Annotated in this window: 16 protein-coding genes; 5 read left to right on the forward strand and 11 right to left on the reverse strand. The window is 60.5% G+C overall.

The genetic code is table 11. The features are described from left to right. The first annotated feature begins 12 nt into the window (after positions 1–12). Positions 13–1,761, forward strand: coding sequence for an NAD-dependent malic enzyme (locus tag HMPREF1531_RS11760; RefSeq protein WP_016670179.1), 1,749 nt, complete (start codon positions 13–15; stop codon positions 1,759–1,761). Here the strand turns inward: HMPREF1531_RS11760 and HMPREF1531_RS11765 are convergent. Continuing rightward, positions 1,701–2,585, reverse strand: coding sequence for a TrmH family RNA methyltransferase (locus tag HMPREF1531_RS11765; RefSeq protein ID WP_016670180.1), 885 nt, complete (start codon positions 2,583–2,585; stop codon positions 1,701–1,703). The genes HMPREF1531_RS11760 and HMPREF1531_RS11765 overlap by 61 nt on opposite strands. Between HMPREF1531_RS11765 and HMPREF1531_RS11770 the strand changes: the two genes are divergently transcribed. Continuing rightward, a complete protein-coding gene (locus HMPREF1531_RS11770; protein WP_036899438.1) occupies positions 2,584–3,570 on the forward strand; it encodes a bile acid:sodium symporter family protein in 987 nt (328 codons plus the stop codon). The two genes, HMPREF1531_RS11765 and HMPREF1531_RS11770, sit on opposite strands and share 2 nt — an antisense overlap. 53 nt (positions 3,571–3,623) lie before the next feature. Here HMPREF1531_RS11770 and HMPREF1531_RS11775 read toward each other — a convergent pair whose 3' ends face one another. The 3 genes from HMPREF1531_RS11775 to HMPREF1531_RS11785 are packed head-to-tail and all read right to left on the reverse strand — an operon-like array spanning position 3,624 to position 5,981. Beyond that, positions 3,624–4,430, reverse strand: coding sequence for an ABC transporter ATP-binding protein (locus tag HMPREF1531_RS11775; RefSeq protein ID WP_016670182.1), 807 nt, complete (start codon positions 4,428–4,430; stop codon positions 3,624–3,626). A gap of 48 nt (positions 4,431–4,478) precedes the next feature. Beyond that, complete coding sequence (gene fabI, locus HMPREF1531_RS11780) at positions 4,479–5,252, reverse strand: enoyl-ACP reductase FabI (RefSeq protein ID WP_016670183.1); 774 nt, start codon at positions 5,250–5,252, stop codon at positions 4,479–4,481. A gap of 3 nt (positions 5,253–5,255) precedes the next feature. Beyond that, on the reverse strand, positions 5,256–5,981 hold the full coding sequence (locus HMPREF1531_RS11785; RefSeq protein WP_016670184.1) for a beta-ketoacyl-ACP reductase: 726 nt from the start codon (positions 5,979–5,981) through the stop codon (positions 5,256–5,258). Between the two features lie 101 nt (positions 5,982–6,082). Here HMPREF1531_RS11785 and HMPREF1531_RS11790 point away from each other — a divergent pair, with 101 nt between their 5' ends. After that, positions 6,083–6,892, forward strand: coding sequence for a putative RNA methyltransferase (locus tag HMPREF1531_RS11790; RefSeq protein WP_016670185.1), 810 nt, complete (start codon positions 6,083–6,085; stop codon positions 6,890–6,892). 9 nt (positions 6,893–6,901) lie between these two features. Here the strand turns inward: HMPREF1531_RS11790 and HMPREF1531_RS11795 are convergent, their stop codons facing one another. From HMPREF1531_RS11795 to HMPREF1531_RS11805, 3 genes are all read right to left on the reverse strand, one after another. Beyond that, positions 6,902–7,114, reverse strand: a complete 213-nt coding sequence (locus HMPREF1531_RS11795; RefSeq protein ID WP_016670186.1) for a helix-turn-helix domain-containing protein — start codon at positions 7,112–7,114, stop codon at positions 6,902–6,904. Positions 7,115–7,254: 140 nt separating this feature from the next. Beyond that, a complete protein-coding gene (locus HMPREF1531_RS11800) occupies positions 7,255–8,853 on the reverse strand; it encodes an ABC-F family ATP-binding cassette domain-containing protein (RefSeq protein ID WP_016670187.1) in 1,599 nt (532 codons plus the stop codon). A gap of 110 nt (positions 8,854–8,963) precedes the next feature. Continuing rightward, positions 8,964–9,236, reverse strand: coding sequence for a hypothetical protein (locus HMPREF1531_RS11805; protein ID WP_016670188.1), 273 nt, complete (start codon positions 9,234–9,236; stop codon positions 8,964–8,966). Positions 9,237–9,344: 108 nt separating this feature from the next. Here HMPREF1531_RS11805 and HMPREF1531_RS11810 point away from each other — a divergent pair, with 108 nt between their 5' ends. Together HMPREF1531_RS11810 and HMPREF1531_RS11815 are read left to right on the forward strand one after the other, a co-directional pair. Further along, positions 9,345–10,376: a hypothetical protein gene (locus tag HMPREF1531_RS11810; RefSeq protein WP_036899442.1), complete on the forward strand. Its 1,032-nt coding sequence runs from the start codon at positions 9,345–9,347 to the stop codon at positions 10,374–10,376. Then, the gene (locus tag HMPREF1531_RS11815; protein ID WP_036899444.1) at positions 10,366–10,800 is read left to right on the forward strand and encodes a hypothetical protein; all 435 of its coding nucleotides are present in this window, start codon (positions 10,366–10,368) and stop codon (positions 10,798–10,800) included. Before HMPREF1531_RS11810 ends, HMPREF1531_RS11815 begins: the two co-directional genes overlap by 11 nt. Before the next feature lie 75 nt (positions 10,801–10,875). Here the strand turns inward: HMPREF1531_RS11815 and HMPREF1531_RS11820 are convergent, their stop codons facing one another. From HMPREF1531_RS11820 to sufC, 4 genes are read right to left on the reverse strand one after another with little or no spacing between them, the layout of a single operon-like run. Beyond that, positions 10,876–11,262: a metal-sulfur cluster assembly factor gene (locus HMPREF1531_RS11820; RefSeq protein WP_016670191.1), complete on the reverse strand. Its 387-nt coding sequence runs from the start codon at positions 11,260–11,262 to the stop codon at positions 10,876–10,878. 11 nt (positions 11,263–11,273) lie between these two features. Beyond that, positions 11,274–11,729 (reverse strand): Fe-S cluster assembly sulfur transfer protein SufU, encoded by a 456-nt coding sequence (gene sufU / locus HMPREF1531_RS11825; RefSeq protein WP_016670192.1) that lies wholly within the window; start codon positions 11,727–11,729, stop codon positions 11,274–11,276. Next, positions 11,729–12,982, reverse strand: a complete 1,254-nt coding sequence (locus HMPREF1531_RS11830) for a SufS family cysteine desulfurase (RefSeq protein ID WP_036899451.1) — start codon at positions 12,980–12,982, stop codon at positions 11,729–11,731. Before HMPREF1531_RS11830 ends, sufU begins: the two co-directional genes overlap by 1 nt. Then, complete coding sequence (gene sufC / locus HMPREF1531_RS11835) at positions 12,979–13,740, reverse strand: Fe-S cluster assembly ATPase SufC (RefSeq protein WP_016670194.1); 762 nt, start codon at positions 13,738–13,740, stop codon at positions 12,979–12,981. The genes HMPREF1531_RS11830 and sufC overlap by 4 nt, the downstream gene beginning before the upstream one ends. Positions 13,741–13,746 lie beyond the last annotated feature (6 nt).

The raw sequence follows: 13,746 nt of genomic DNA on the forward strand, positions 1-13,746 counted from the left end.
AGCCAATAGGCTATGGCTGTGCCCAAAGATTACGATCTCATTCGTCGCGACGGGCGGGACATCGCCCGCATCGCAGCCCGCGGTCGCGCCGTTCTGGCCAACCCGCTGATCAATTTCGGCACTGCCTTCACCGCCGAGCAGCGCCGCGATCTCGGACTATCCGGTCTGTTGCCTGATGCGATCATATCCGCTGACGCCCAGATGCGGCGGGTCTACAAGCAGTATGCACGCGAGCCGACGGATCTAGCCAAGTACATCTACCTCACCTCCATGCAGGATCGGAACGAGATCCTCTTTTACCGGTTGCTCACCGAGAACATTGAGGAGATGCTGCCGATCGTCTACACCCCGACCATCGGCAAGGCCATCCAGGAGTACTCCCACTGGTTCCACAAACCACGCGGTCTCTACCTCAACATCGACAATCCCGACGGAATCGCCATCGCCCTCGCTGCCTCCGGGAAAGGCCCCGAGGAGGTGGACCTGGTCGTCGTCACCGACTCCGAGGGCATCCTGGGCATCGGTGACCAGGGCGTGGGCGGGGTCGCCATCGCCGTGGGCAAGCTATCGGTCTACGTAGCAGCAGCCGGAATCCACCCCAACCGTGTTCTTCCGGTGGTGCTAGACACCGGGACCGACAACCTCGACCTGCTCAATGACCCAGCTTATCTGGGTGTACGCCATTCCCGGGTGCGCGGAGAGGCATATGACTCCTTTATCGATCGGTTTGTCACAGAGATCACGGCCGCCTTCCCCAATGCCATGATCCACTGGGAAGACTTCGCCGCGGCAAACGCCCACCGAATCCTGAACCGCTACCGTGACGAGGTATGTTCCTTCAACGACGATATCCAGGGCACGGCGGCAGTCGTCGTCGCGGCGGTGCTGTCCGGGATCCGGGCCAATCATTCGAGCCTCGCCGAGCAACGAATCGTCATTCACGGCGCTGGTTCGGCGGGCATCGGCATCGCAAACCTGTTGGTGGATCTCATGGTGGCCGAGGGAATGGATCCGGAAAAGGCCAAATCCAGGTTCTGGGGGCTCTCCTCCCGGGGTCTGTGCCTGCGTGGCGGCCAGTTGCGAGACTTCCAGGAGCCCTACGCACGTGACCCCGCCGAACTCACCGACTGGGTACTTGATATCCCAGGCCGTCATGAACTGGCCGATGTGGTGCGCAATGTGCACCCCACGATCCTGATCGGCGCATCTGCCCAGCCGGGAGCCTTCACCGAGCAAGTCATCAAGGAGATGGCCGCGCACTGCGAGTGGCCGGTCATCATGCCGTTGTCCAATCCCACATCACGGGCGGAGGCCACCCCTGTGGATCTGCTCGAATGGACCAGGGGAAGGGCGCTCATTGCCACAGGCTCCCCTTTCACTCCGGTGCAACACGACGATCAGATGCACACCATCGCCCAGGCGAACAATGCCCTGATCTTTCCGGGTATCGGTCTGGGTGTGGTGACCTGCAAAGCTGAACAGATTTCCGACTCGATGCTGGCGGCAGCCGCCCGGGCAGTCGCGGATGCGGTCACCGACCGGCGCAGGGGAGCCTCCCTATTACCGGCAATGCACCAACTGCGCGCGATCTCAGCGCGTGTCGCTGTGGCAGTGGCCCAGCAAGCGAACAAGGAGGGACTGGCCCGGCGCCCACTGGACAATCCGATCCAACAGGTCTATGACGCGATGTGGCGGCCAGACTATCCCGAGATTGAGGTGGTCTCCCCCGAGGAACTTGATGCCGGGGGTGCAAGTTCATAGCAGGCGACGGCTGCGGCCGTGGCGACGTTGAGGGAATCGATACCAGCGGCCATCGGAATCCGGACCGCCAGATCCGCCCGGGCAAGCCATTCGCGTGAGATTCCCGCCCCCTCGGTGCCTAGCACCAACGCGATCCGCCGGTCCAACGAACGCACCTGGGCTGCGTAATCGCCCAAGTCCACTGCGTCATCGCCCAGTGCCATGGCTACTGTCTCGAAACCGGCCCTGTGCAGCACCGACAGGTCGTGGCTGGCCAGGCGTGTCCAAGGTAGGGAGAAGACCGCTCCCATGGAGGTCTTGATCGCCCGGCGGTACAACGGATCGGCACACCTGGGAGCAAGAATCGCACCCTGCCACCCGAGAGCCGCTGCGCAGCGGATGATCGCCCCCACATTGGTGTGATCGACGATGTCTTCCAACACGACGACCCTGTCCATCACCAAGATCTGCTCCAAGGTCCACGCTTCGCGCCGATACATTGCACCCAATGCGCCACGGTGCACATGGAAGCCAGTCACCTGCTCGGCGAGTTCCTCGCTGACTAGATAGACCGGAGCATCCATCCCGATCAATAGGTCGCTCAACCCGGCCAGCCATCGCTCGGCAAGCATCAGTGATTTCGGGACATGCCCAGTCTCAACTGCGCGACGAATTACCTTGGCTCCTTCAGCGATAAATATACCCCGACCCGCCTCAAGTCGGCGGCGCAGCGACGACTCCCGAAGGTGCACGTAGTCGGCGAGTCGTTCATCGCCGGGATTGGTGATCTCGATGGTGTGCACGAGGCCCCATGCTACGTGAATCGTCCGTATTGTGTGGTCCATGGCTTCAGGCAGACACTTCAAGGTCGACTGGTTCCTGACAGCGATTGTCGTCTCCGCGGTGGTCGCGTCCTTCCTCCCTGCCCGCGGGATAGGCGTTCCAGTCATGGACTGGACCACCAAGGTGCTGATCTTCATATTGTTTTTCCTCTATGGGGTGCGCCTCAAACCCTCGGAGACTTTGGCTGGCTTGAAGCATTGGAAGCTGCACGCGGTGATCCTGTCATTCACCTATGTGATCTTCCCCATACTGGGCATCCTGCTCGGATTGATGGAGCCCTGGCTTATCTCCGGTGATGTGCACCGCGGTTTTCTGTTTCTGTGTCTGGTGCCCTCGACGGTGCAGTCCTCGATTAACTTCACCTCGATCGCCCGGGGCAATGTCGCTGGAGCCATCGTCTCGGCCTCGGTGTCGAATCTGCTGGGGGTATTCGTCACCCCCCTGTTGGCACTGTGGCTGATGACCACTACCGGTCTGACCCTCGATCCTTCCTCGGTGGTGGATATCGCCTGCCAGATCCTGCTGCCCTTCATGCTCGGGCAGTTCTCCCGGCGGGTAACGGCCGATTTCGTCGCCCGTCACCCGCAGTTGAAGCTCGTCGACCAGGGATCCATCGTCCTGGTGGTCTACAAGGCATTCTCCCAAGGGGCCCGAGAAGGACTGTGGCAGCGCACCGGTATCGGTGATCTGGTGGCGATCGTGGTGATCACCGGGGTATTGCTGATGCTGATGCTGTGGCTCACTTGGCAGACACCGGCCTGGCTGGGATTCAATCGGCGCGACCAGATCACCATCCAGTTCTGCGGAACCAAGAAGTCGCTGGCAACGGGTGTACCGATGGCCTCGGTAATGTTCCCTGCAGCCAGTGTGGGAACCATCGTTCTTCCACTGGTGATCTTCCATATGGTCCAGTTGATGGTCTGCGGAGCCCTTTCAACTCGTTACGCAGCCCACGACGAGGACTGGCACGAAACGACAAACCGCTGACCACAGATATCCGGGCACGAGGCACCGAAAGTCACCAGCGTTCCGGGCGGGTACTACTGCTGGGCGCGACGAGCAGGGTGGAAGGCGCGGGCGCTCCACCTGTCGTCGGTCCTGGTCACCTCCAAGGGGATGCCGTAAGCACCCGAGACGTTCTCCGAAGTGATCACCTCGCGAACTGGACCTTGGGCATATACCTTGCCGTCGGTCAGCAGCAGAGCGTGAGTGATGCCTGAAGGGATCTCCTCCAAGTGATGGGTCACCAACACGACGGTGGGCGCATAGGGGTTGGCACAAAGCCGACCAAGAATCCCCACCAGTATCTCCCTGCCGCACAGGTCGAGCCCGGCACTCGGTTCGTCGAGCAACAACAACTCAGGATCGGTCATCAGTGCCCGGGCGATCTCTACCCGCTTGCGTTCTCCCTCGGACAGGGTGCCGTAGGTGCGATCGCCGAGTTCACCGACCTGCATCAGCCGCATGAGTTCCATAGCCCGGTTCTGGTCCATGGCCTCGTAGGATTCTCGCCAGCGTCCGAGCATCCCGTAGGAGGCCGACATAATGATGTCTCGAACCTTCTCCGACGCTGGGATGCGATGGGCCATGGCAGAGGAGGCCAGTCCTATCCTGGGTCGCAACTCGAAGACATCGACTGCCCCCAAGTACTCCCCCAGCAGGCTGACCACCCCTTGGGTGGGGTGCATTTGCGCGGCGAGTAGGGACAACATGGTCGTTTTCCCGGCACCATTGGGGCCGACGACGACCCATCGCTCAGATTCGGATACTTTGAAATCGACCTCGTCGAGTAGCAGTTTCGCGCCTCGGCGCACGCTCACCCGATCCAATTCCGCCACGGTCACCATATCTGAAACCTTATCTCCCAGCGACGCCGGTCGCAGGTACCGCACCAATCAGGCCCCGGTGGAATGCAGCCCCCCGTCAACGTGGAGCATCGTTCCGGTGGTCATCGGGAACCAGTCGCTGAGTAAGGCGACAACGGCCTTCCCGACCGCGGTGGCATCCTTCGGGTCCCATCCCAGCGGCGCTCGTTGTTCCCACACGGCATTGAAATCGGTCGATCCGGGAATCGCCTTCTTGGCGATGGTGTCAACCGGGCCGGCAGCCACCAGATTGCAGCGGATACCGTCCGGGCCAAGATAACGGGCCAGGTACCTGTTGGTCGATTCGAGGGCGGCCTTCGCCACGCCCATCCAGTCGTAGGTGGGCCAGGAGACCGTGGCATCGAAGGTGAGTCCAACGACGGACGATCCGGTGGACAGCAGATCACGCACCGCCATAGTCAGTGACTGGAGGGAGTAGGCAGAAGTGTGCACCGCAGTGGCAACATCCTCCCAGCCAGTGGTGAGGAAGGCTCCGCCCAAGGCGGTAGCAGGATTCGCATAGGCGACCGAGTGCACTACCCCGTCGAGGTGGTCGAAGCCATGCTCGCGCAGCACCCCGGGCAAATCGGCCAGTGCCTGGGGGTCGGTCACGTTCAAGTCCAGCACCGCGGGTACCGGATCCAGCTTCTTGACCACCCGGTTGGTCAGGGACATGCCCCGGCCGAAATTTGACACGATCACCTCCGCGCCCTGTTCCTGGGCGATACGCGCCACTGCATAGGCAATCGAGGTATTCATGGTCACACCAGTGACCATGATCTTCTTGCCGTCAAGGATTCCCATTGTTCAGTCACCCATTCCCATTCCACCGTCAACCGGGAGCACCGCCCCAGTAATGTATCCAGATTCGTCATCGACCAGGAAGGCGACCGCGCGTGCGATGTCGCCCACCTCACCCATGCGCCCTACAGGTACCTTCGCGAGGTACTCGGTCCGCATCTTTTCATCAAGTATCTCGGTCATGTCGGTGGCGATAAAGCCGGGCGCGATGACATTACAGGTTATGCCCCTCCCACCCAGTTCACGGGCCACCGAGCGAGCCATACCGATGAGTCCTGCCTTGGTTGACGCATAGTTGACTTGCCCTATGGATCCCATCGTTGCCACCACCGAGGAGATGACCACGATCCTGCCGAACCTGGCCTTGACCATTGGGCGGCTCGCGCGGCGGATGACATTGAAGGCACCGGTGAGGTTCACATCCAGCACCTGCGACCAATCCTCATCCCCCATCCTCATCAACAGGCAGTCACGGGTGATGCCGGCATTGGCGACCAAAACCTCTACTGGGCCGAGTTCCTTCTCAACTCGGGCGAATGCCGCGTCGACTGCGACCGGATCAGCGACATCACAGGCAAGCGCCATGACCCCGCCGGGCGCCTTGCCGGAAGAAGACAAACCGATGACGCGGTAGCCGCGTTCCACGAGGGTAGTCCCGATCGCTGCGCCGATGCCGCGTGAGGCCCCGGTGACCAGAGCGACGCGTCCGGAAGTGTTGGTGGCATTGTTCACCCCTCGAAGCTATCTTGAGGGCTGCGCTTATGCGCGGGACACGCGCACAAATTCCGTTACCCACCCTTGTCGGGTTCCCACCGCACCCGTTGGAGGTTTCGATGCCCGCCACCCAACCGATTGATGCTGGTTTGGATCTGCTGGCCTGCCCGGTATGCTCAGGGGCCTTGTCAAGGGATGATCGAGTGGTTCGTTGTCCACATGGTCACAGTTTTGACATCGCCAGGCAGGGTCAGCTGAACCTATTGGGCCGGAGTTCTCCGCCCAATGCCGACACAATGGAGATGGTGGCTGCGCGGGCCCGTTTCCTGGACAGCGGAGCCTATGGACCGATCATGGAGACACTGGTTACGGCCTGTGCGAATATCCCTGGACCAGTGGTCGAAGTCGGAGCGGGAACAGGGCACTACCTGCGTCGTCTGCTCTCCGGGCGCGAATACCCACACCTGGCGGTGGATGTCTCTGCGATGGCAACTCGCTGGGCGGCACGCCATGGCTTGGCTTCTGTGGTGGCTGACACATGGGCAGGGCTACCTCTTCGTGACGCCACCGTCGGGCTCTTGGCATGCATCTTCGCGCCACGCAATCCATCCGAGTTCGCCCGTATCCTGCGCCCCGGGGGCAGCCTGGTGGTGGTCACCCCCACCGTCGATCATTTGGTAGAGCTACGACGCTTGGGTGGGCTGCTTGAGATCACCGCGGACAAACTGGACCGCCTTGACGCAGCCCTGGGCATCGAAGGCATCAAACTTACACAACGGACCGGGGTACGTTTCCCCTTGCACCTAGGTTGCGACGAAGTGGCTGATCTGGTGGGAATGGGCCCCAACGCATTCCACACCGCCCGCACCGCTTGGCCTGCTCTCGACACGACGGCATCGGTCAGCATCTCGGTGTTTACCCGGCGCTGAGCCGGGCGATCAAGTTTCGGTAGCTGGACGATGCGCTCCTCCTCTACTGCGGAAAGACACCCCGGCCTCCTTGAGCATGCCCTGCACGAAGCCGTAGGAGCGCCCCGAGGACTCTGCCAACTGGCGGATGGTCTCACCCGCCCGGTACCGCTCGACGAACTCTGACATGAGCTGCTGGCGCTGCTCCCCGCTGATGCGTTGACCCTTGGTGATTCTGGCCATGACCACACCTCAATTCTGCCCACCGGTATGACATGAGAATACGTGAGTGAATCGGTTTTGGTCAGGGTTTCTGCCCCCTATATCAGAATCTGATAAATGATCATGGCGTCCATCAGGCAAAGCATCGAAAAATGTGCGGTTCAGGCCAGGGTGACCAATTCGGCGTAATCATCACTCCACAGGTCTTCCACACCGTCGGGCAGCACGATGACCCGGTCGGGTTGGAGCGCCTGGACCGCTCCTTCATCATGTGTCACCAACACCATCGCCCCTTGATAAGAGCGAATTGCGGACAGCACCTGTTCCCGGGAGATGGGGTCAAGGTTGTTGGTCGGTTCGTCGAGCAACAAGACATTGGCCGCTGAAACAACCAATGTGGCCAGGGCCAGCCGAGTCTTCTCTCCACCAGACAGCACCCCTGCAGGCTTGTGGTCGTCGTCGCCGGTGAACAGAAAACCACCAAGCACCGCCCGGGCTTGGGTCTCGTTGAGCCCGGGTGCTGCATCGGCCATATTCTCCAGCACGGTGCGCGATGGGTCAAGCAGGTCGTGCTCCTGGGCGAAGTAACCAAGTTTGAGTCCGTGTCCGGCCACAACTTCCCCAGTGTCCGGGGGCTCCACACCTGCCAGGATACGCAGCAAGGTCGTCTTCCCGGCACCATTGAGGCCGAGAATTACGACCCGCGAACCCTTATCGACAGCGAGATCGACGGCAGTGAACACTTCGAGTGAACCGTAAGTCTTGGACAACCTGGTGCCGGTCAACGGGGTTCGCCCACACGGTGCCGGAGTCGGGAATTTGATGTTGGCCACCTTGTCATGAACGCGTTCGGGCTCCACGTCGGCGAGCAGTTTCTCGGCACGGCGGGTCATATTCTGGGCTGCTGCGGCCTTGGTGGCCTTGGCCCCGAATTTTTCGGCCTGGGCGATCAGTTGGGCTGCCTTGCGTTCTGCATTCATCCGCTCGCGTTTGCGTCGCTTTTCATCGGCCTCGCGCTGCACCAAGTACTGCTTCCAGCCCATTGAGTAGAGGTCCATCGATGCCCGGTTGGCATCAAGGTGGAAGACCTTGGTGACTGTCTCGGAGAGCAGTTCGGTGTTGTGGGAGATCATGATGACCCCGCCGGGATAGGTCTTCAAGAAGTCGCGAAGCCACACCACCGAGTCAGCATCAAGGTGATTGGTTGGTTCGTCGAGCAGCAGAGTGTCGGCATTCGAGAACAGGATGCGGGCCACCTCGACGCGTCGGCGTTGCCCGCCCGAAAGTTCGCGCATCGGTTGACCGAGCACTCGGTCGGGCAGATTCAGGTTGGCGGCAATCCGTGCCGCTTCAGCCCTAGCACCGTATCCCCCGGCCGCGGTCAGTTGAGCCTCAGCCTTCGCATAGTCGGCCATGGCTTTCTCCAGGGCATCACCGCGGGCGATGGACATGGCGGTCTCCGCGAGGGCCAGTCGTTCTAGGATGCGTGGAAGGTTGCGCACCGACAGGATGCGCTCCATAGAGATCTGCTCAGGATCGTTCTCCCCCGGGTCCTGCGGCAGGTAGCCGATCTTGCCCGAGCGCGATACCTTCCCTGCTGCGGGGATCAGCTGCCCGGCCAGGATGCGCATAGTGGTGGTCTTCCCGGCACCGTTGCGGCCGACCAAGCCAATCTTGTCGCCGGGGTTGACGCGGAATGTCGTGGGTTCGAGCAGCAGCCGCGCCCCGGCGCGAACCTCGAGATCTGTGGCCTGCAACATGTCTGTATCATTGTCGCGGGCCACAACCGATCACCACAAAACTGTGAGGCAACCGCTGCTGTCGATGCTTTGGCTCAGCCACGCCATGGTGTCAGCAAAGTGAACAACTCTCAGCCCAAGGTGGATAAGCACAGGCTGGCCACAATGAAGACCACGACCATCGTCGCCGCGATGAGTCCGGTATGGGTATCAAGTACCACGCGCGACGATGACCCGACCGTGGTCCAGTGCGCACCCAGTGCCCACCAACCGATCGTCCATGCCAGGAAAGCTAGTGCTGCAACCCAGAACTGCCACGCACGGGTGGCGAAAGCATTGAGCACCGAAGTGCAGGTAAGCACCCCGCAGAGCACCGACACAACCTTCGTAAGCAGGACAACCATGACCCCACCGTACGCTACGTTCCTAGGCAACACATTTCACGGAATGACAGGTACATGAGCGACTTCTTACTCCAACCGACGAACATCCTAGATTCAGCCTCTACACGCATGGATGAACTCCGCGTCAGCGCCGGCAAGGCAGATGCTTACGTCGAGGCTGGGCCAGGCTCCTTGGGGCAATGGGATGGGAGGATGTTCGCCGTCGCCTTGCGCGACCACGATAGTGCGGTATCAACCGCACGTAGAAACATCCAACGTGGTGAGAAGCTGCTCAATGCGGTCGCGAAGAACTTGGCAGATGCTCAGGACCGTTACGACACGACTGAACAGGACAACACTGTGACGGTCAATGACATCTTCTCCCAGCTGGGCTCCTCAACCAGTAGTGGTGCATCGCTTGCGCAGGCGGGCAGCGGCAGCGAGTTCGGTTCCGCCCTGCCCGGCGACAGCATCCCGCCCGCCGAGGAGTTCTCTGGGATACCAGAGTGGGCGCAAATGGTCGTAGAGCTCGGTGGCTCCTTGGTCTCCCCGAGCTACTGGATGGGGAAGGTGCTCGAGTGGACCATCGGAGTCAATCCCATTGATTGGTTCGTCGAGCAGTTCACCGGGGATTGGAAGGGGGTGACCAAGGCCGGAGACGCTTTTTCGAAGGTATCGGAGTACTGGACCGCGATGGGTTCGGCAATCACCAATGACTGCGGCGTGCTGTTCCGCGGATGGCAAGGAGATGCGTCGGATTCGGCACAGTCCTACTTCCGCGAACTCATCGAAGCACACAACCAGCAGGCATCACCCTTGTCTAAGCTCGGGGCAGAGTACGAGAGCTGCGGGAAAGGCATGTATTTTGCAGCCAAGGGCATCGGAGCTCTGTTGGGGACCCTTCTCGACATGGTGGCTGGTGCAGCGATCCTAGCTTCAGCTATCGCAGTAGCGACAGCCTCGGGAATCGGCGCGCCCGCTGCTGCAGCTATGTCCACCGCCCTGCTCGCCTGGCTGGATGCAATACTTGGTGTATGGGCAACGGTTCTTACGATCCAAGGTGTCACCGTGGGTGCCGCCTATACATTTGTCGGGCTCGTTGGCGGTTACCTCGGAACGATCCACCCCGTTGAGCAAGTGGAGATGCCCAGTGAAGGATGATGAAAGCACTCGACCCGCCAAAGAGACGTGGGAGATGCAGAACCGGAACGCGCCAGGGGCTTTGGATGACGATCACCCGTTTGCGGCTCTGGTCGGTCATGACCCAACCTTGATGAAGGCAATGAATGATGCGCTACGAGTCCTCCAGGCCAACACCACCGACCAGCGGCTCAAAGATTCCATCGGAGAAGCCGCCTCCGGACGGTTCTCCTTCACCGAGCTGTTAGCTGATTCCAACTTCTCCGAAACTTACACCATCCCAGCAGATTCCTGTCGTGAAGCAATTGCAGAGCGTCGTGACAATATGTCTGAAGAAGAACAAGAATTGATGGCTGACGCCGTTCGCAACCACGTTGATCGTTTAGCTCGCGAGCATGAACTGGAACACGAGGTGCGTAAGGCGTTCGGGAATTTAGCGGACTGAACTGCGTCAGTCGAATTGTGCGATGCAGGTCAGCCCGTCTAAGTGAACTACCCGCTCAAGCTTCTTACTGCCGACTCAGATCATGAAACCCAGCGCTTGAAGTTGTTCGCGTCCATCATCGGTGATCATCTCGACCGACCACGGCGGCAGCCACACCCAGTTGACCGTCACCGAGGTGGCGAGTTGTCCCAGTACCGCTTGAGTTTCGTACTCGATCTGGTCGGTCAGCGGGCAAGCGGGCGAGGTTAGGGTCATGTCGAGGGTGACATTGGTCTCCTCGTCGATGTGGACGTCATAGACCAAACCCAGGTCCACGATATTGACCATCAACTCGGGGTCGTATACCTCCTTCAGCGCCTCCAGCAGGACGGCTTTTTTCTCCTCTGCTGAGGCTTCGGCCCAGGTGCCGACAGAATTCACCTCGGGAAGCTGGTCACGGACTAGATCAGAAGGGTTTGTCATCTCACTCCTCGTCATTGGGCGGTCGGGGAAAGCTCAGCACCGGCGCGCGCTAAGGCGTCGCGCAACGCGGACCAGCCGAGCATGGCACATTTCACACGCGCCGGGAATTGGGCGACCCCGACGAAAGCAATGCCGTCCTCCAGTCGGTCTTCATCGCCGGGGACCTTTCCTTGGCCCTCCATCATGGTGCGGAACTCCTCGAACAGCGCCATCGAGTCGGTGATGTCGCGACCGATCAGCAGGTCGGCCATCACTGAGACAGATGCTTGGGAGATTGAGCATCCTTCGGCCTCGTAGGAGATGTCGGTGATGGTGTCACCATCAATGGCAGCACGCAGGGTGATCTCATCGCCGCAGGAGGGATTCACGTGGTGTACTTCGGCTCCGTATGGCTCGCGCAGACCAGCGTGGTGCTTCTCATGGTAGTGATCCAAGATGATGTCCTGATACATCGCTTCGATGCTCATCACAGGCTCCTCAAACGGGTTCTTCCGGTGAAGAAATCATGAGCCCAGTCGAGAGTCTCGATCAAGGCATCGACGTCTTCTTTGGTGGTGTACAGGTAACCGGAGGCACGCGAACTGGACTGGATGCCCAGCCGACGATGCAGCGGAGCCGCGCAGTGATGCCCACCGCGCACCGCGACACCACGGGAGTCAAGCAGTTGCATCAGGTCATGGGGGTGCACCCCGTCAACGGTGAACGACACTGCCCCTCCTCGATCAGCCATCTCGGTGGGCCCCATGACGTGGATGAAGTCGAGGGACGCCATACCTTGAAGTATCCGGGCGGTGATCTCCTGCTCGTGGGCATGGACATCGGCCATACCGAGCCCGGCCAGGTAATCAACAGCTGCCCCAAGGCCAACAGCCTGGGCGATCGGTGGAGTACCTGCCTCGAAGCGGTGCGGTGGTGGCGCGTAAGTGGACCCTTCCATCCGCACGATCTCAATCATCTCTCCGCCGCCGAGGAAGGGCGGTAGCTCGGCGAGCAGGGCGCCCCGGCCCCACAGCACCCCGATTCCAGTGGGGCCACACATCTTGTGTCCGGTGAACACAAGAATATCGGCTCCCGATGCGCGGGCATCGCATGGCGCCTGCGGTACCCACTGGGAACCGTCGACCACCATCACTGCGCCAACAGCATGGGCTTGATCGGCAATCGACTGGATCGGATTGACGGTACCCAGCACATTGGAGGCCCAGGTTAACGAGACGATCTTTGTCCGCTCGCCGATCAGCCCCTCGGCATGGGCCTTGGCCAAGTCGAGACGTCCGTCCTCAGTGATGTCGAACCATCGCAGTCTTGCCCCAGTGCGCTGGCAGGCCAGCTGCCAGGGAACAAGATTCGAATGATGTTCCATCACCGACACCACGACCTCATCCCCGGGAGCAAGGCGTGCACCTAAGGTGTTGGCAGCCAGGTTGAGTGCCTCAGAAGCGTTCTTGGTGAACACGATCTCCTCGGCACCCGCGGCATTAATGAAGCCCGCGACCTTCCCTCGGGCTTCTTCGAAGGCCTCAGTGGCCTCGGCTCCCAAGGTATGCATGGCCCTGGCAACATTCGCATTGTGGTGAAGGTAGTGCTCCTCGACGGCGCCGACCACGCAACGGGGCTTCTGCGAGGTATTCGCCGAGTCGAGGTACACCAACCGGTGTCCACTGACTTCCCGGTCAAGGACCGGGAAGTCGGCACGCACCATGTTGACGTCATACATCAGGAACGCGCTGCCTTCAGGTACTTGTCGTAGCCATCGATCTCGAGTTCCTCGGAAAGTTCCTTGCCCCCGGAAGCAACCACATGTCCATCGACGAAGACGTGAACGTGGGTCGGCTCGGTGTAGCGCAGGATACGGGTGTAATGGGTGATCAGCAGCACACCGCGATCGCCTTGAGCCGCGTAGCGATTGATGCCCTCGGCAACCATCCGCACCGCGTCGATGTCGAGACCAGAATCGATCTCATCGAGGATCGCAACCTTCGGGTTCAGCACATCAAGCTGGACGATTTCACCACGCTTCTTCTCACCACCAGAAAAGCCCTCGTTGACCGAACGACCGGAGAAGCTGGGGTCGAGTTCCATCGTTTCCAAGGCCGAGGCGATCACCTTGGGCCAGGTGCGCACCTTGGGCGCCTCACCGTCCAGCGCGGTCTTGGCGGTGCGCAAGAAATTTGAGGTGGACACACCCGGCACCTCAACTGGATACTGCATAGCCAGGAATAGACCAGCTTTCGCTCGCTCGTCGACGCTCAACTCAGTGAGCTCCACGCCGTCGATCATCACTGAACCGGAGGTGATCATGTACTTGGGGTGCCCAGCAACGGCATAGGCCAGTGTCGACTTGCCCGACCCATTGGGGCCCATGATGGCATGGATCTCACCGGTCCTTATGGTGAGGTTGACACCCTTGAGAATCTCTTTGGGGCCGTGTTCGGTTTCGACATCGACGTGTAGGCCGGTGATGACGAGTTCTGCCATGGTGGT

It is taken from the genome of Propionibacterium sp. oral taxon 192 str. F0372, from assembly GCF_000413315.1.
Taxonomy (GTDB): Bacteria; Actinomycetota; Actinomycetes; order Propionibacteriales; family Propionibacteriaceae; genus Brooklawnia.